This is a genomic window from Sphingobacterium lactis, assembly GCF_051951495.1.
Taxonomy (GTDB): Bacteria; Bacteroidota; Bacteroidia; order Sphingobacteriales; family Sphingobacteriaceae; genus Sphingobacterium; species Sphingobacterium lactis_A.
Map to the genome: position 1 here is coordinate 985,944 of NZ_JBNHAS010000001.1, position 19,260 is coordinate 1,005,203.

The following is a 19,260-nucleotide window of genomic DNA, read 5'->3' on the forward strand; positions in this document are numbered from 1 at the left end:
TTCTCAATTTGCCGTCATCTTTCACCTATTGTGAAAGATCTTTAAACTATTCTAGGAGCCCGTTATTAAAACACTGTCAACAAAAAAAGGTCAGCTATTGCCGACCTTTCTTCATTAACAGTTAGTGTTTGAAAATATCTTTTATATTATTTTTTGTTGATTTCAACATTCACGGTGATATCTACGTTTGAGGCTATAGATTCTGCACCAGAAGGTAATTTATCCGCTGCTTTAAAATTAAAATCAGTTCTATTAATCGTGGTTTTTGCAGTAAAACCTGCTTTGGATCTTCCTTTTTGATCGGTCACAATACTTCCATTTTGAACAACTTTAAATGTTACTTTTTTCGTAACGTCTTTCATTGTTAAATCACCTGTTAGGCTGTAGTTGTTGCCATTTTCTTTTTTAAGAACAGCATTCTTGAAAGTGATTTTAGGGAATTTCTCAGCTGAGAAAAAATCATCGCTTCTTAAATGGTTATCTCTTGCCTCAATACGTGTATCGATGGATTGAACATCAATATCAAAGTTAATAACTGCGCCATCAAAATTAGTAGCATCTTTAGTTTCGATGTTTCCAGCGATCTTTTTAAACTGTCCATCAATAAAGGATAAGCCCATGTGACCAATTTCGAAACGTACATTACTATGTGCCGCGTCTACTGACCACGTTTCCTGTGCAATACTTAAGTTGGATATGAATATAAATCCAATTACTAAGCTCAATAGTTTTTTCATAATTCTGCTCTTTTAATTTTATTTAAGACAAATTTCCATGTTTTATTTCTTATCGACATTGATCTATGATAAGAAATTAGTTTTTTTTAAATCCTTATATTCCAAGTTTGGCTACAGAAGAATATATTAAGCAGCTCCTTTCTATAATCTATATTTAACAATTCGAGATTTTCAAAGAATAATAAATCGTTTTCCATTAGAGATTGTTCAGATAGTAATTATATATAAAATAGAAAGGATATAACTATGGACCATCATGAGCAACACAGTAAACCACATAAACACCAAGATAACCCGTATAGAAAGTTCCTCTACATGATGATCATCATGTTTGTGGTGATGTATTTTTTAATGTATGCTATGATTGATAAAATGGGTGACTTTTATTTCCATACGAACAATCTTTATATGACATTACTTATGGTATGTGCTATGATTCTAATTGAATTAGGATTTATGCTAAAGATGTATCAAAAGAAGGTCTGGAATTTAAGTATTGTGATTCTAACGATCATTGTTGCGGCATTTTCATGGGTAGGGATACGCAAGCAGATGAATATTGGCGATTCAGAATATTTAAAAGGAATGATCCCACACCATTCTGCAGCCGTATTAATGTCTGAGGAAGCTATTCTGAAAGATCCGCAAATTATACAATTACAACAGGAGATTCTGGAAGCCCAAAAAAGAGAAATAGAATTTATGAAACGAAAACTTCAGGAATTGAAGGACAAAAAGAATTAGGATGTCAGATTTATCGAAAGAAATAAATTACTTATTCAATTTTTGAATAACTTTTAATACACGTTTCTTTTTACTTTCTTTCTCGATTTCATCTAATCTAGCATTTAAAGTGTCCATAAAGACATGTTTAGTAGATTGGTTTATTTGAGAAAGCGCCATTTCGGCATACATAGGTAACTGGTTGGTAGGACAAGTTTCCAATTGTTTGATTAAATAATCAAATGCTTTATCATGATAATCGGGATTTCCCATTAAACCTACTAATATGCCGATAAAATTATCCTTGGTTATCACGGATCCTTTATTAGCAGCATCCTGAAGATTCTCTAATTCAGCATAAAGTTCGGCTTTATTGCTGTTAATTAAAGACCTTAAAGCTGCCATGGAGCCCCATTGTAAACGATTATTTTTGCTACTTAAGCAGGCCATAAATTGTGGAATGTATTCGACTATCAGGTTAGGATTTCTTTCACCTACTTCATATAGAACTTTTATGCTATCATTTTGATAATCTTTGTTCTTTCCTTGGATTAGTTCAATTAAAGCTACAACAGCTTGATGATCGTTTTTATCGACAATGGCTATTGCCAAATCTATATTGGGTTGCTCATCTTTTCTCCCTAAAGCAGAGGCTAATTGTTGTGCTATCATGGCTTAAAAATTGTAATACAATATTACTATTTCTACCTATAAAATGAAATAAAAATGTATAGTATATTAGGATTCTCTGGCACTAAAGTTTCGTCTTAAACGTTTTAATAAAAATACATGGAATATGACTAAAGAGGAATACGAGAAATTATATCATGCTGATGATGCAGTAGGATGGATGGCAATTGATGAAAATTTAAAACGCATCTATCCTGAATTAGAACCAAGACATTATGGGCCACTATGTGGCATTCATTATGTCGCAGGTGGCACTGATCCCATTGACGGAATAAGTGTTTATGATCATCAAGGCCCACCAGCTCATTACCACTTAGTAACCTATGGAATGAGTCAGCTATACTATTCTCCAGATTCAGTAAAGGAAGAATTCTCTAAATGGGGCTTTGAATTTACCTTCAGACTCGTGCCATTTGCTGAAGATGAAAAGGATCCATTCTGGGCGATGCAGGTATTCAATAATTTAGCAAGATATGTCTATAATAGTGGCCGTTGGTTCGAAGAAAACCAATTTATTCCAGCAAAAGGTCCTATTCGATTGAATACAGATACCGAAATTGTTGGCTTTGTTTGTTCACTTGATCCAGAATTAGGTAAAATCCAAACAGCTCATGGAGAGGTTTCTTTTATTCAATTAGTTGGAATCACTCAAAACGAACTAGATTCTCTTATGGAAGCGCCCTCACAAGCACAAGTCGCTAGCTTTATTCAGGATATGAAAGTTAATAATCCTCTATTGGTTACTGATCTTACACGTAAATCATAAATGATTTAATTGTCCATAAGGCGTAATATTTTAGAGTACTACCACTTGGCTAAATCTTTTCGGAGCAAATTTTGTTATTTTTAATGGGTTCTTTTAAAACAGGAGCTTTAAATTATCTTGTTTATGATGCACATTAATGGATTTCAGAAAATCAAACGCGTAGGACAAATTCTAAAGATACTTTCTAAGCATGGTTTTGATGAAATTATTTCACGATCTAATCTAGACCGAATACTACCTGATAGCTTTTTATTTTGGAATAATCATGCTCGTAAAATATTTGAGGACGATTTCAATGTGCGCATTCGTCTAGCAATTGAGGAATTAGGTCCAACATTTATCAAATTAGGGCAATTGCTCAGTAATAGACCAGATATTATTCCTGAAGATCTCCAAGAAGAGCTTATTAAATTACAAGATGATGTACCGGCCGAATCCATTGATATCAGAATACGTATCGAGAATGATTTAGAAATACGATTTGAGGACCATTTCTTATCAATTGATCCTGTTCCAATTGCTTCTGCCTCAATTGCTCAAGTATATAAAGCCGTATTATTAAATGGCAAAGAGGTCGTATTTAAAGTCAAAAGAAGCCAAATTGATGAGGCTATCCGTGCTGATTTAGATTTCATTAAAGATTTGGTCAAACTATTGCAGCGAAAATATGAGGTCATTTATAAAATGAACCTCTATCAGATTGTCCTTTCCTTTGAAAGCTCTTTGTTGAATGAATTGTCTTTTACAAATGAACTTAATAATATAGAAAGATTTAGAAGGAATTTTGCTGATAATAAGGAAGTTCATGTGCCTAAGGTCTACCGTAAATACAGCACAGATACGCTAATCTGTATGGAATTTATAGATGGAGTAAAGGTCAATGATGAAGAGGGATTAAAACAATATGGGTTATATCCAAAGTCCGTTTTACAGAATCTATTGGACCTGTATTTAGAACAGGTTCTTATGCATGGCTTCTTCCATGCTGATCCGCACCCAGGAAATGTTTTTGTAAACCAGAAAGGGCAGGTGGTATTTATTGATTTTGGTTCCATGGGCTTTATGATTCCAGAGGATCGGAATATTATTGAAGCCATGGTATTGGATTTTTTAGCCAATGATGCCAAGGGTTTGATTAAGAATATTAAAAAATTAGCCATAGTCCATCATATTGAAGATGAAAGACGTCTGGAAAGAGATGCCTATGAAATCTTTGAAATGATAAAACAAAATGCTTTAGATGATATTGATATCTCTGTCATGCTCAATAAGTTGAATATTGTCTTGCAAAGTAATCATATCCTTCTTCCTGATTTTGTTTACATCTTATTACGTGGTGTTTCTATATTGGAAGGAACAGGTAGACAGATTGATGCTGAATTAAATGTCCCTGAAAGTATTGCTCCATTTGCGAAAAAGATAGCAGCCCAAAAGCTATCTCCCGAATACCTGATCGCCCAATTAAAAGAAAAGGCAAAGTTCGCTAAAGATGTATTAACCGAAGTACCTGAGGATTTACTGGATTTACTAGAGAAAGTAAAAAATGATAAGGTGATGCTTAATCATAAAATGCAGGACTTTGATAATCTGCAATTGATCCTCCACCGGATGGGTAACAAGTTCCTATTATCCATACTGGCCATGACCTTCGGCGTAGGGGCCAGTATCCTCGCGCATGGACGCGTTGGATATCTTATTGGAGGCATACCAGTCCTTTCCTGGTTCGGCTTCATCATGAGCTTTGTAATATGCTTTATGCTGTTGAGCCATTTGTATAAGAGTAAGTAGGGATGTGGTAAGTGTTTTTTAGAAAGATTTAGCTACAAGTAATCAAATAAATCAAGATTTTTTATTTTTTAACAGTAATTAAATAAAATATCTACACATTTTTGCAATGTGAGTTATTGTGTTTTATACTAATTACTAATTAATGAATCTAAAATATATTGATAGTATTAGAGGAATTGCCATCCTGATGGTAATTAGTACACATGTTATTGCGTCCTTTCAAAATATAAATCCAATTTCTTATTTTCTTTCGATTTATGGTCAAATGGGCGTCCAATTATTTTTCATTGCTTCTGCATTTACACTATGTCTATCCTTTGAGAATAGAAAGAATGAAAAACATAAAAATTGGAACTATGTAATTCGAAGATTTTTTAGAATAGCCCCTGGCTATTATTTTGCAATATTTTTATATACAATTTACACCTATTTTAATCAACATTATACTTTTCAGCAAATAGCTGAAATAGAATGGAGGGCAATTATTATAAATCTTTTCTTTTTAAATGGCTATTTTCCAAGTGTATTAAGTAAGATCGTTCCTGGAGGTTGGTCAATTAGTACAGAAATGTCCTTTTACCTGATTTTTCCCTTTATATTTTCATTTTATCAAAAATATAAATTCACATTATTTAATTTACTTATTAAGCTTCTTTTAGCTATTATATTATCACAATTAGCTGTGGTAATTTTAGGAAGATTTGGCTATGAAATGTCAAACAACTCTTTTGTCTATTTTAATATAATAAATCAATTCCCTGTTTTTATTATTGGAATAAGCTATTACTTTTTATTAAAACAATACAATTTCAAATACAGTTTTTGGATAGATGTTCTATTGTTTATACTCTTTACAATTTTATCTATTACCCTATGGTCTTTAAAAATTGATTATTTGTTTAGTGTTATACCGATTACATCAGCAATTTCATTTGTTTTTCTAATGGAAATCATGAGGAAATCTGATCAAATTAATATAAATCTTTTAGGTAAAATTGGTAGAGCTTCTTATTCCATGTATTTATTTCATTTTTTGGTTATAGACTTAGTAGATTATAGTTTCAAAAAATTAGGACTTTCTTTTAATAATATAAATTTTTTCATTTTTTACATTCTAGTAGCAGGTATTACTTATTTCATTGGTAATTTATCTTTAAATACCTTGGAACGATACGGAATAAATTTTGGTAAAAAGTTACTTCGCAAATAGTTTCTCATTTATTTATTAAAGCATTCACTTTATTTAGATCTGTTTAATCTACAGGTTTAAATAAGTATTCCTTCTTGAATGCATCGGTATTTACTCATATCTTATTCGGACTTATTTCGGATCTCGTTCGCTTCTAACCGAACGAGATCCGAAGGAGTTCCGAACAAGTTCCGAAGGAGATCCGAATGAGATACGAAGAAAACTTCTAGAAAACCTTTAGCAATCCACTGAAAAATTCAATGTTTTGTGTATTGAAAACAAAGGATAAAGGTTAGTGTATTTACGGGTAAAAGTAAAATATTCAGGCTGTGTTTTGTTGTTTGTATGTTAATTTGCTAGGAAAACCACTAAAGTTTTTTAAGATTCTCTTAGATATCTTACCAATTATTTATTGAAATATAATTTTGTATAAAAGGAATTTATCCGTTTTCTACGGAAGTAAAAGATATTTTTATAATTCTCTAAATTGCCTAAATATTAACTGCTGTTTAAAGTAAAATCCATCTTTAAACATGGGTTAAAGTTGCTGTAAACCATTTACTACAAAAAAATAAATAGAAGCATATTTGGAGTTAAAGCTGATCTTCAAGGTGGAATATTGTTTTAACTTTGTTCAAAATAGTGGCGTTGAAATGAAGAATTATCTAAATATGCGAACAGAATATTTAATTCATTCTTTTATAATGATAAATACCTACTAAAACGAATAAGCAAAAATTATGGAATACTTAATTCTCTTAATTCCTTTTCTTCTTGCTATTTACCTTGGAAAGGTAATTATCCCATACATTATGCTTATTACGTATAAGAAAAGATTATTTGATCCAGTTGATAACAGAAAATTACACCAAAGTATAATACCAAGGTTAGGAGGAGTAGCATTTGTACCTATTCAATGTGTACTTTTAGCCATAACAGTCATCATAGTTTATAAAGTCAACTTTGTAAACCTTAATATTCATACCAGTGAGGTTTTTCCCATGTTTATCATGCTTATCTGTGGAATGGTGATGTTATATATTATTGGCATTGCAGATGATTTAATTGGCGTAAGTTATAAATGGAAGTTTGTTGCTCAAATTATGGTTGCCTGTCTGTTTCCGTTGGGAGGCCTTTGGATTAATGATTTATACGGCATTTTATTTTTGGTTAATCTACCAGCATGGGTAGGCATGCCTTTAACTGTATTTGCCGTTGTTTTGATAATTAATGCCATTAATTTGATTGATGGATTGGATGGCCTATGCTCTGGATTAGTAGCAGTTGGATGTTTGGTCCTTGGGGGGTTATTCGCTTACTATGAAGCTTGGATTCATGCGCTATTAGCCTTTATTACTACAGGTATCTTGATTTCATTTTTTTATTACAATGTATTTGGTCAATCCAAGCGCAGACGTAGAATCTTTATGGGTGACACCGGAAGTATGACCTTAGGTTATACAATGGCGTTTCTTACTATCAGTTTTGCAATGAATAACAACCATATCAAACCTTTTTCAGAAGGTGCAATAGTGGTGGCATTTTCAACATTAATTGTCCCGGTATTTGATGTTATCCGTGTGATCATAGTTCGTTGGTTTAATAAACAACCTTTATTTAAAGCTGATCGTAGTCATATACATCATAAACTTTTGCGTTCTGGGATCTCTCATAAATCTGCTATGTTATCTATAGTTGGTTTATCCTTGTTTTTTTGTTTATTCAATGTAATTATGGTTCAATACATTAGTAATAATGTGGTTATACTACTAGATTTAGTGTTATGGATAAGTTTTACATTAGTATTTAACTTTGTGGTGAAACAAAAAAAAGTAAAACAAGCCAAAAGAGATTTTACTGAATTGCCTAATAATAAGACGAGCCTGGTAGAAAAGAAGATTTCTCTTCCACTTGTCAACAAATACAACTATTAATTTCACACATGAAAATTTCCATTATTGGAGGTTCTGGTTTTGTCGGAACAAAACTGATTGAATGTTTACTGGATAAATCAGCATATGGCCTTCTAAATATAGATAAGGCTCCAAGTGATCAATTTCCCCTGATAAGTCAAATTGGAAATGTTCTTGATAAAGATAAATTAAGCCAACAATTATCAGAAACGGATTTAGTTATACTGTTAGCCGCAGAACACCGAGATGACGTAAGTCCGATTTCAGCATATTACGATGTAAATGTTCAAGGCATGAAAAATACCTTGGAAGCGATGGAGAGTAATCATATCACCCGTATAATCTTCACGAGCTCGGTCGCGGTCTATGGCTTGGATAAAGATAATCCTGATGAAAGTTTTCCTGCAGATCCTTTTAATCATTATGGAAAAAGTAAATGGGAAGCAGAACAAGTATTGCAAGAATGGTATAAAAGCCATGAAAACTGGAATATTAATATTGTTCGACCAACAGTAATATTTGGCGAGGGAAATAGAGGGAATGTGTTCAACTTGCTAAATCAAATTGCTTCCGGTAAATTTATGATGGTTGGAAATGGCAAAAATCAAAAATCTATGTCCTATGTCGGTAATATTGTTGCTTTCCTTAAATTCTTAATCGAGGAAAGTACTACAGGCTACCAAGTGTTTAATTATGTCGACAAGCCAGATTTTACTACTAATGATTTGGTTTATCATACAGGAGAGATTTTAGGTAAGAATATTCCGACTATACATATTCCATTTTGGCTCGGAATGATGGGCGGATATGGATTTGATGTGTTGGCATTTATAAGCAGAAAGAAATTGTCTATAAGCTCGGTTCGGGTTAAGAAATTCTGTGCTGTTACAAAATATGATTCATCAAAAGCTATGAATTCCGGTTTTATTCCTCCATTTAGTATGGAAGAAGGATTAAGAAGAATGTTAAAGGCCGAGTTCGGAAAGTAAATTATGGAGTCAAATACTTTAATAAATCCTAATACCTACAAGGGATTCGATATCTTTAAAGTATTCATGTCTTTTCTTGTGGTTGCTATACATGTAATACCTGTTCCAAAAGATGGACAATTTATCAATTCTTTGATTCAAAGTATTTTAGATTGTGCTGTTCCTTATTTCTTCCTTGTAAGCGGATTTCTATTGGCAAAAAAAATGGATAGATACCCGGAAAACAAAGAAAAAGTCATAGTAGATTTTATAAAATCAAGTATAAAGTTATATTTAATTTGGACCTTTATTTATCTTCCAATAACTCTGGCAGGGTTAGTTATTAATGATGAATTGAATATTAAAAGTGGTCTATTTGTTATCAAGAATATCGTGTTTAAAGGAGAAAACTTTTTTTCTTGGCCACTTTGGTATTTACTCACTTTAGTATATTTCGGAATTTCTCTGCTAATTTCATTTAAATTAAAATTTCAACCCAAATATTTATTCTTATCTTTTTATATTCTTTTTATTACATTATCCATAATATTTTATAAGAGTTCGGAACATTCCGTACTTTATCAATTCAAGAAGTTTTTAACCTATCATTTTGCAGGATTGAGGATACTATATGGGTTATTAATAATAACTTCTGGCTTCCTGTTAGCAAAGAATACCTTGAAAATTTCATCTATTATTTTGATAATTATAACAATTATATTTTTATTGATAAATTCATGTTTCCATAATTTTTTAACTTTTCATTTTTTAGGTTTAGCCACAATTTGTTTGTTCCTAATATCTAAAAGAATACGAATGAGTCATATAAAAAGTACGGTTGTTTTTCGTAAAACAAGTACTGTTATGTATTTATCGCATATGATTTTTTACTTTATTATTTTATATGTCCTTAATTTAAAAACACTTGATATTGCTTTACAATATATCATCGTAGTTTTATCCTGCTTAATACTGAGCTATTTTGTGATTAAAGTTTTTAAGGAGAATACATTTATAAATAACCTTTTTCCTTAGTTTTCATATTGTGAAATTTTTGTCAAAAGCTATATATCAATACACATTGAATTACATATTAAATGTCTGACAACAAAACCATAGCAAAAAATACCTTCTTTTTATATACAAGAATGCTGATAAACATGTTAGTGGCATTGTATACCTCTAGAGTTGTATTAAATGTTTTGGGAGTAACAGATTTTGGTATTTATAATTTAGTTGGAGGGGTAATGGCAATGCTTTCATTTCTAAATAATTCAATGAGTGCGGCGACTCAACGGTTTATAAATTTTGAGCGAGCTAGTAACGACCTAAAAAAAATAAATGTAATTTTTAATTTAAGTCTAAAAAATCATTTCCTAATAGCATTTTTAGTGTTGATTTTAGGGGAAACCATTGGATTATGGTTTTTAAATTATAAGTTGGTTATACCCAGTGAAAGAATTTTTGCAGCTAATATGGTTTACCAATTTTCATTGTTAAGTACCTTTTTTGATATTCTAAGATTGCCTTATGGAGCTGTCATTCTAGCTTTTGAAAAAATGTCATTTTATGCTTTTTTAGGAATAGTAGAAACAGTGAATAAAATTCTAATCATCATTGCCTTATTAACAGTTGAAAATATAGACCATCTGATTTTATATGCCTTGCTATATTTTATTTCTAGTTTCCTTAATAATATATTATTCTACGTTTATTGCAATAAATATTTTCGAGAATTTATACAACTAACAAAAGTATCAGATAAAGCGAAGAATAAGGAACTGCTGTCATTTTCCGGTTGGACAATTTTTGGGCAACTGTCGGCCATAGGTGCAAATCAAGGTTTATCGATGATGTTAAATATCTTTTATGGTGTAATCATTAATGCAGCCATTGGAATTGCTAGTCAGATTAATAATGCCGTATTTGGTTTCATTTCCAATTTTCAAATTGCATTTCAACCTCAGATAGTACAATCTTTTGCCAATCAACAATATAGTCGAACTAGAGAGTTAACTTTAAATACCTCACGTTTTTCATTTTACTTGATGGCTATAATATCTGTTCCGATATTATTTTTTACGACTAATTTGTTGCAATTGTGGTTAGGTGACATAATTCCTGGAAATGCTGTTTCATTTACACAGATTATTTTATTTTGTTCTTTACTAGAATCACTTGGTGGACCATATTGGATGGCTATAGCTGCTATAGGGAACATGAGAAAATATAATATAATTATTACTATTATTGAGTATGCTACTTTGCCAATAGCCTGGCTATTAATTAAAAATGGATATTCTATCGCACTGGTTTTTTCTACTAAAATTACAATTTCATTTTTAATGCAAACCGTGAGGTTTGTTTTAGTTAATAAAGAACTACAATTTGGTTCAAAAATATTGCTCCAATATTTTAAGCAAATCACATTGGTATTCCTATTTGTTTTTAGTGCCTTTTATTTTGGAAATAATAATCATCCAATTTCTATTTGGAGCATGTTTTATTACATGTTTCTAATAGAAGTAATATTTATACTCTATATAATTATACTTGGAACGACACGCGAAGAACGAAAATTAGGATACAATTTTTTAAAGAACAAATTGAATTTTTAAAATATTAAAAATATTTAAAACAGTTAAGATGAAGGTTCGCTTTATTTGAACTATGATATAAAATACTACTATAGTATTTCTTATTTGACAATTGATATGAACAGAGTTAATCTTATATATTGGAAAAACACAAATTTTGGAGATGAATTAGGTCCTGCTTTAATCGAGGAATTTTCAGGTAGAAAAGTACAATATAAGGATATAGGGATAAACAGAATAGATAGACTAAAGGCAGTATTAAAACTAGATCTAAAAAAGGTGAATACGATTTATTTCCCTCATCAAAAAGTTTTCAGTTCCATTGGATCAATATTAAGTTGGCTTCCAAAGGGCACTATTGTTTGGGGTTCTGGTTTTATGAATTCTAATGAAAAATTTAAGGGAGGGAAAATTTTAGCAGTTAGAGGCAAATTAACCGAAAGGTTGTTGAAATTGCAAGGGCATAAACTGGAGTTGATCTATGGTGATCCTGCATTATTACTTCCATTATGGATTAAACCCGAAAAATTTAAGAAGTATAAATTAGGTATTATTCCACATTGGTCAGAATATGAATACTTTAAAGATACATATGGTGAACAACATCATGTTATAGATTTGCGATCAAATAATATAAAGGATATCTTATCAGAAATTACGTCTTGTGAATACATCTTATCGAGTTCTTTACATGGGATAATTGTTGCCCATTCTTATCAAATACCAGCATTATGGATAAAACATGGCAATATAGGTACTGATGGATTTAAGTTTCATGATTATTTTAGCTCAGTTGAAATTCCTAAATATAACGGTTTTGAAAATATTGAAAATCTATTAAGTAATGAAGGAAAATGGCATGAAGAATTCAACAACAATAAAGATATTTCTTTAATAAAGGCTTCACTTCAAAATATACAATTCAAACTATTAAGGAGTATGCCATTTGGATTGAAAGATAAATATCGGATCATTCTAAATAATTTAGATAACAAATAAAACATAGAGTGAAAAAACTTTAAAAGCAGTTGGCCAAGATAAAACAAATCAAAATTAATGATGTTTAAAGTTCTTATAGTAAGATGTTTAGGTGAATGGAATTTTAGATACATATGGGGAGTATAAAAAATGTTATTAAATCTTTTGCTTTTGGTTGGTTCAGAATGAACAAAGATTTCATTGAATTTCCAAGACAAGTAAAGGTGATTTGTACAGAAGGTCAATCAAAAAGAACAATTCCAAAAATTATTTGGATGTATTGGGAAGAAGCAGAATTGCCAAATTCCATAAATTGTTTTGTGAACAATATTCAAAAGCTTAATCCTGATCATGAAATTAGAATGTTAAGCGCATTAAGCGTAACGAACTATCTGCCAAATTTTAAGATAAATGGAGAAATGCCCATTGCTAATAAGACAGATTTAATTCGTTTAGAATTACTTTACATTTATGGTGGGATTTGGTTGGATTCATCAATCATCTTTAAAAAAAGTATTGAATGGGTATATTTAATTAGTGAAGAAACATCCTATGATATCATAGGATTTTACAGGGAACAAACGACGAATAATCTTACATATCCAGTCATCGAAACTTGGTTTTTGGTTGCTTATCCAAATAATGAATTTATTGGAAAGTGGTTGGAAGTTTTAAAGCCTTTGGGCGTGATGGGTAGTAGACTTTATTTTAATTTACTCCGTGAGCGAATAGACTATTTAGAAATAAAACAATTAATAGAACCACCAGAATACCTATTGGTTTACTTAGCCTGCCAAATTGCTCAGAGAGAACATCAAAATACAACATTTTATCTTAAAAAAGTTGAAGATTGTGCGTTTTTTATTCATGAAAAATTTGATTGGAATCGAGCAAAAATAAGTTATATGATAAATAGAATTCCTTATAAAAATCAGGATTTTGATTTAATTAAACTTACTGGTATGGATAGGGGGTTGTTAAATAAGTTTGAGCAATTAAGCTTGATAAATAGGAACAGTTTGATGGGTAAGCTGTTCCGGGATCGTTTAAATTAATTATTATAGTAATATAGATTAATACTTTATAGTTTTTTTAAATAGGTTCCAGATTTATAATTTTTTAGAAAATAAATAAATGAATATTATTCCAATTACATTTTGTTTCGATGACAATTTAATCATGCCCGCTGGGATATGTATTAGCTCATTATTACAACATGCGAATGAAGACACATTTTACGATATTTTTATCCTCCATGATGATTCAAGTAAATTTCCAACAAGCAATCATTTAGAGCGATTGCATGATGTTTATTCGAATTTTAAGATTCAATATCGAAATATTGGAAATTCATTTGATAAGGCTTTTGAAATAAGAGGGATAACCAAAGCAGCATATTACCGACTATTAATACCTGAAGTGATCAAAGAATATGAAAAGATATTTTATTTTGATGTAGATATTATTTTCCAATCAGATCTATCTAAGATATACCAGAATACAAATTTAGAAAACTTTTATGTCGCAGGTGTTGCCACACCATATACGGACTTGGATGCATATGTAAAAGAAACTATACAGATGAACCCATTGGGTTATATTTGTTCAGGAACAATTTTAATGAATTCTAAAAAGATGTTAGAAGACAAAGTTGTACCCCAATTTAAGAAGGCTGCTGAAAAAGATTGGAAATACCAGGATCAAGATGTTCTAAATCTTGTGTGCAAGGAAAAAATCAAATTATTGCCACCTTGGTTCGGTGTAGTAGGAACTGTTAATGAAATAGTAAGTGATAAAAATCAAGAATATTATGATACTGAAACAGTTTATGATATTTTAAATCATGGAACTATTCACTATAATGGCGCCAAACCTTGGAAGACATGGTGTTATAATTTTGATATTTGGTGGGAATATTATCGTAAATCAATTTATTTTGATCCTACCTTTTATTTTGAATTTTATCATAATAAATTGGTGGAGTATGATCATTTACCCTTGATGAAACGTATCAAGATATTATTGCGATATTTTTTAGTTAGGTCTTAAATGAATTATCCATATCAAGTATCTATAATAATTCCCTTCTATAATGTCGCTACATTCATAGAAAAATCTGCTCGATCTTTGTTAAATCAACGTTTCGAATCTATTCAGTATATCTTTGTTGATGACGCTTCCACAGATATTAGTTTGGATTTACTAAAAAGGCTTATCAATGAATTCCCAAATCGAGTTGAGGATATAACTATTTTAGAGAACAAATCTAATTTAGGAAGTTCTGGTTCAAGAAATAAGGGATTAGAAATCGTAAAAGGGAAGTATTTGACCTTTTGTGATGGGGATGATACCATTGATGAAAATGGTGTTCTAGAAATGTTTAATGCCATAGAAAGTTCAAAAGCCGACATTCTTTGGACTGACTTTTATTATTCATATCCTGATTCTGAAAAATTATCTATTCAAGCTGTAGTGGAAGATAAAAATGAATTTATTAAAAACTTGTTGCAAGAAAAGGTTCATGGAGCTCTTTGGAATAAACTATATAAATTTTCCTTATTTCAAGATCACAAGATAAAATTTATTCCAAATAGAGATATGTGGGAAGATTTGTATCTTAATATCCAATTATTTCATTTTGCAACCAAAATAACTTACCTACCTAAGGCTTATTATCATTATGTACAATTCAATAGTTCTTCTCTAGGTTCTAGAAATAATCCAAAGAAATTAGAGGATATATTATTTCATTGTCAAGCTATTATAGAATTCTTGGCCGCAAATTCAAATAAAACATATTTAAATGAAATTGCTTCTTTAAAATTTGCTGCCAAACAAACATTACTATTTTCAACGGAAATTAATTCGTTTAAACGATGGATAACCATTTATCCAGAAGTAAATGATCAAGCATTCCAAACTAACCGATTGCCATTGCATTTAAAAACAATTGCTTGGTTAACATCGAAAAATATGTGGGGTATTATTAAAATTTGGATTAACATCAAGAATAGGAAACAATAAAATGAGAATAGCAATAATTATTACGGTTTTTAATAGGATAGCAAAAACATTAGCTTGTTTCGAAAGTTTAAGAAATTCCTTAGTTAATCATTCAGATGTGCAAATAAAAATATTTCTGACAGATGATGGCAGTACCGATGGGACGAAGGAGCAAATTTTAGCATCATTTTCTCATTTAGATATAAAAATTTTACCTGGAAATGGTCAATTATATTGGAATGGGGGGATGAATAATTCTTGGCGCGAGGCAATAAGGGAAGGGGGATTCGATGGATATCTTTGGTTAAATAATGACAGTATTATTTTGTCGAATTTATGGGATGAAATTTTAGCAGCAGATGCATATTCAATAGAAACATATGGAAAGGGTGGGATTTATGTCGGCTCGACTTATAACGCCGATAAATCTACTTTGACTTATGGTGGATTTAATTTTGTAAACAAATGGACTTTATTGGACGAATTTTTGATCCCAAATGGCAGATTTCAGAATTGTCAAGCAGCACATGGAAACATAACATATGTTTCAAATAATGTTGTTGAATCTGAAGGGGTATTTTGTGATGAATATATTCATAGTGGTGGTGATCATGATTACTCTTATTTAGCTTTTAAGCATAATTTTCCTGTTTTTATTTTACGAGATTATGTAGGAATATGTGAAAATGATCATATTGATGAAAGCGGGTCAGATTTTACGAAGTTAAGTTTTCAAGAAAGGAAAAAATATCTAAATTCTCCATTGGGTTATAATTTAAAAAACACCTTACTTTTTCAAAAAAGATGTTTTCCATATCGTTATATACCAGTTTTGCTAGCAGGGTATTCTAAGTTGTTTTTTCCTAAAGTCTATTTTAGATTATTAAAATCCATTCGAAAATGAAAAAAATATTCATTTCGTATGCTGATGAAAATATGGCTTATTCCTTAAGAAGAATAGGTAAGCAGGCGAAAAGTTTAAAAATGTTCGATGACATTATATTATGGAGACCCAATGATCTTCCTTCTTATATTAGGGAATCTGAATTAATGCAATTCAAGCGAGGTGGAGGATATTGGGCATGGAAGCCAGTTATTATTGCAGAAACTTTGAAGCGTTATTCTGAGGACTGTATGGTGGTTTATTGTGATGCGGGTTGTAGTTTGCAAAAATCTGATGATTGGAATCGATATTTCAATCTTATCAAGGAAAAGGATACAATTTGTTTTGAATACAATGATACAATGGAGGTTTGGAGTAAATTTGGACAAACTTCTAGTAAAATTAAATATTGGACGAAAGGATTAACTATCAATTTCTTCAATAATCTTTTGCAGGACGAAAATTATAGTGAAAAGTATAATAAAATATGGGGAGGTTTAATGATTTGTAAAGGTCTAAACAATAATTTTATTAATAAGTGGCTTGAATTAACATTAAAATATCCAGAATTAGTTATGGATAATCATGAGAAAGATGCGGATTATAAAAATTCAGAGTTGTCATTTCATAAACATGATCAATCATTAATTACTCCATTAGCACATTTCTATTCAGATGAAGTCATGATATTGCCTAAAAACTTCGACACAATAAATCAGGCAGCAGTTTTGCCAACTAGGTATCGTGCAAGAACTTTTAAAGATGGAATACTAATCGATTTTAAAAGTGCAATGAGGAGAATATTTGGTAACAACCTAATTGGAAAGATAAAATCCATTTTGAAATAAATAATTAATAGTATATGGGCTTAATTGGCTCCTTTAAAATATTTTAAAAATTAGTATGAAAATAGCATTAATTACCGGGGTCACAGGTCAGGACGGGTCTTATTTAGCAGAATTGCTATTAGAGAAAGGCTATATGGTTCATGGGATAAAGCGTAGAGCCTCCTCATTTAATACGCAACGAATTGACCACTTATATATAGATCAACATGAGGAGCATGTTAATTTCAAGCTTCATTACGGTGATTTGACAGATTCAACTAATATCATCCGTATTATCCAAGAGGTTCAACCGGATGAGATTTATAATCTTGGTGCCATGTCACATGTAAAAGTTTCTTTTGATTCTCCAGAATATGTTGCAAATGTAGATGGAATAGGAACACTAAGAATTCTTGAAGCCGTTCGCATATTAGGATTAGAGAAAAAGACTAGGATTTATCAAGCTTCAACTTCCGAATTATATGGTTTAGTACAAGAAGTTCCTCAAAAGGAAACAACACCTTTTTATCCACGTTCTCCTTATGGAGTAGCGAAAATATATGGATTTTGGATTACTAAAAACTATCGTGAAGCCTATCACATGTATGCATGTAATGGTATTCTATTCAATCACGAGTCCCCAAGACGTGGTGAAACATTCGTTACAAGAAAAATCACCATGGCAGTAGCTGCAATTGCCTTGGGCAAACAAGAATGCCTTTACTTAGGTAACTTAAATGCACAACGCGACTGGGGACATGCTAAAGATTATGTAGAAGCCATGTGGTTAATCTTACAACAGGATAAAGCAGATGATTATGTAATAGCTACAGGAAAAACAACTGCTGTTCGTGAATTTGTTCGTTTGGCTTTCTTAGAAGCTGGAATAGAATTAGCTTTTAAAGGAAAGGAAGATGAAGAATACGCTCAGGTAGTTGCTTGTAATCATCTTGATTATCAACTTGAAATCGGGCAAGTTGTTGTGCGAGTTGATCCACAATATTATCGCCCAACAGAGGTGGATTTATTAATAGGAGATCCCACTAAATCGGAAACTGTATTAGGTTGGAAACCCAAGTACGATTTAATGGGATTAATAAAAGAGATGGTAGCTTCTGATCTTTTATTAACTAAAAGAATACTATAACGATGAAATACAGGGTATCGGTTATTATTCCTATGTACAAAGTTGAAGCTTTTGTAGGCAAATGTGCAACACAATTGTTTACACAAAGCCTAACTGATTTGCAATACATATTTATTGATGATTGTTCCCCTGATAATAGCAGTTTAGTTGTAAAAGAAGTTCTTAAAGAATTTCCAATTCGAGAAAAGGATGTTAAAATAATTCGACATGAATTTAATAAAGGATTACCTAGCGCAAGGAATACTGGTTTAACACACGCTGAAGGTGAATTCATTTTTCATTGTGATGGAGATGATTGGCTAGAAACGGATGCCTTAGAATTACTCTATAATAAAGCCATAACAGATCAATCAGAAATTGTTTTCTGCGATTGGTATCTGTCTTTTAAAAACAATGAGCGATATATGACTCAAGATCCTGGAAATGTTCAAATGGATGGATTTCATATCATGAAGCTCATGTTGTCCGGAAAATTAAAATATAATGTTTGGAATAAGCTAGTCAAAAGGGACCTATATTTTAAAAATTCTATTAGTTTTCCGGATGGTTATGGGATGGGAGAAGATATGACCATGATTAAATTGTTTAGCTATGCTAACAAAATCAGTTATTTGCCTAAGGCTCTTTATCATTATGTACAAATGAATAATGAGGCTTTTACAAAAAAGCCTAGTGATTCTCATTTTGATCAAATAAAGTATAATGCTTCAGAGATTGAGCAATTTTTACAGACCAAGTTTCCAAATTTAATAAAAGAGGAATTAGCCTATTTCAAATTAAATATTAAACTTCCTTTTTTAATAAGCTCGGATAGAAAATCATATGATCGATGGAATGCATGGTATCCTGAAGCTAATCCTTACATCGATAAAAATTCAGAATTTAATACGCGAATAAAATTTATTCAAAAAGCTGCATTAAATAAACAATATTGGAAAGTTAAAATGCATTATCACTTAATTATCAGGTTAGTATATGGTATTATCTATCGTTAAAAATCTATGCGTATAGTTCAGATAATTTTGTTAGGTCTATTAACAAGTATTTTTTA

Annotated in this window: 18 protein-coding genes; 16 read left to right on the forward strand and 2 right to left on the reverse strand. The window is 31.0% G+C overall.

All coding sequences use genetic code 11. The features are described from left to right. Positions 1–146: 146 nt before the first annotated feature. Positions 147–737, reverse strand: a complete 591-nt coding sequence (locus ACP6L2_RS04180; RefSeq protein WP_440508043.1) for a YceI family protein — start codon at positions 735–737, stop codon at positions 147–149. A gap of 246 nt (positions 738–983) precedes the next feature. Between ACP6L2_RS04180 and ACP6L2_RS04185 the strand changes: the two genes are divergently transcribed. After that, positions 984–1,481: a DUF305 domain-containing protein gene (locus ACP6L2_RS04185; RefSeq protein WP_440508044.1), complete on the forward strand. Its 498-nt coding sequence runs from the start codon at positions 984–986 to the stop codon at positions 1,479–1,481. Between the two features lie 27 nt (positions 1,482–1,508). Here the strand turns inward: ACP6L2_RS04185 and ACP6L2_RS04190 are convergent, their stop codons facing one another. Then, positions 1,509–2,132, reverse strand: a complete 624-nt coding sequence (locus tag ACP6L2_RS04190) for a hypothetical protein (protein WP_440508045.1) — start codon at positions 2,130–2,132, stop codon at positions 1,509–1,511. Positions 2,133–2,256: 124 nt separating this feature from the next. On the opposite strand from ACP6L2_RS04190, the gene ACP6L2_RS04195 reads away from it, so the two are divergent. From ACP6L2_RS04195 to ACP6L2_RS04265, 15 genes are all read left to right on the forward strand, one after another. Beyond that, positions 2,257–2,916 (forward strand): suppressor of fused domain protein, encoded by a 660-nt coding sequence (locus tag ACP6L2_RS04195; RefSeq protein ID WP_440508046.1) that lies wholly within the window; start codon positions 2,257–2,259, stop codon positions 2,914–2,916. Positions 2,917–3,039: 123 nt separating this feature from the next. Next, a complete protein-coding gene (locus tag ACP6L2_RS04200; protein ID WP_440508047.1) occupies positions 3,040–4,704 on the forward strand; it encodes an ABC1 kinase family protein in 1,665 nt (554 codons plus the stop codon). Positions 4,705–4,846: 142 nt separating this feature from the next. Continuing rightward, positions 4,847–5,914 (forward strand): acyltransferase family protein, encoded by a 1,068-nt coding sequence (locus ACP6L2_RS04205; RefSeq protein WP_440508048.1) that lies wholly within the window; start codon positions 4,847–4,849, stop codon positions 5,912–5,914. Between the two features lie 719 nt (positions 5,915–6,633). Further along, the gene (locus ACP6L2_RS04210; RefSeq protein ID WP_440508049.1) at positions 6,634–7,827 is read left to right on the forward strand and encodes an MraY family glycosyltransferase; all 1,194 of its coding nucleotides are present in this window, start codon (positions 6,634–6,636) and stop codon (positions 7,825–7,827) included. 8 nt (positions 7,828–7,835) lie between these two features. Next, complete coding sequence (locus tag ACP6L2_RS04215; protein ID WP_440508050.1) at positions 7,836–8,795, forward strand: NAD-dependent epimerase/dehydratase family protein; 960 nt, start codon at positions 7,836–7,838, stop codon at positions 8,793–8,795. A gap of 3 nt (positions 8,796–8,798) precedes the next feature. Further along, entirely contained in the window at positions 8,799–9,809 is a 1,011-nt protein-coding gene (locus ACP6L2_RS04220; RefSeq protein ID WP_440508051.1) for an acyltransferase family protein, read from the forward strand. Between the two features lie 125 nt (positions 9,810–9,934). Further along, positions 9,935–11,392: a hypothetical protein gene (locus tag ACP6L2_RS04225; RefSeq protein WP_440508052.1), complete on the forward strand. Its 1,458-nt coding sequence runs from the start codon at positions 9,935–9,937 to the stop codon at positions 11,390–11,392. A gap of 96 nt (positions 11,393–11,488) precedes the next feature. Further along, positions 11,489–12,370: a polysaccharide pyruvyl transferase family protein gene (locus ACP6L2_RS04230; protein WP_440508053.1), complete on the forward strand. Its 882-nt coding sequence runs from the start codon at positions 11,489–11,491 to the stop codon at positions 12,368–12,370. A 113-nt stretch (positions 12,371–12,483) separates the two neighbouring features. Beyond that, on the forward strand, positions 12,484–13,404 hold the full coding sequence (locus tag ACP6L2_RS04235) for a capsular polysaccharide synthesis protein (protein WP_440508054.1): 921 nt from the start codon (positions 12,484–12,486) through the stop codon (positions 13,402–13,404). Positions 13,405–13,483: 79 nt separating this feature from the next. After that, on the forward strand, positions 13,484–14,398 hold the full coding sequence (locus tag ACP6L2_RS04240; protein ID WP_440508055.1) for a glycosyltransferase family 8 protein: 915 nt from the start codon (positions 13,484–13,486) through the stop codon (positions 14,396–14,398). After that, entirely contained in the window at positions 14,399–15,373 is a 975-nt protein-coding gene (locus ACP6L2_RS04245; protein ID WP_440508056.1) for a glycosyltransferase family 2 protein, read from the forward strand. Position 15,374: 1 nt separating this feature from the next. After that, entirely contained in the window at positions 15,375–16,256 is an 882-nt protein-coding gene (locus ACP6L2_RS04250; RefSeq protein ID WP_440508057.1) for a glycosyltransferase family 2 protein, read from the forward strand. Beyond that, a complete protein-coding gene (locus ACP6L2_RS04255) occupies positions 16,253–17,083 on the forward strand; it encodes a hypothetical protein (RefSeq protein WP_440508058.1) in 831 nt (276 codons plus the stop codon). Before ACP6L2_RS04250 ends, ACP6L2_RS04255 begins: the two co-directional genes overlap by 4 nt. Positions 17,084–17,138: 55 nt before the next feature. Continuing rightward, positions 17,139–18,209 carry a GDP-mannose 4,6-dehydratase gene (gene gmd / locus ACP6L2_RS04260; RefSeq protein ID WP_440508059.1) on the forward strand — a complete coding sequence of 357 codons (1,071 nt, stop codon included), beginning with the start codon at positions 17,139–17,141 and terminating at the stop codon, positions 18,207–18,209. A gap of 2 nt (positions 18,210–18,211) precedes the next feature. Continuing rightward, the gene (locus tag ACP6L2_RS04265; RefSeq protein ID WP_440508060.1) at positions 18,212–19,204 is read left to right on the forward strand and encodes a glycosyltransferase family 2 protein; all 993 of its coding nucleotides are present in this window, start codon (positions 18,212–18,214) and stop codon (positions 19,202–19,204) included. The last annotated feature ends 56 nt before the right edge of the window (positions 19,205–19,260 follow it).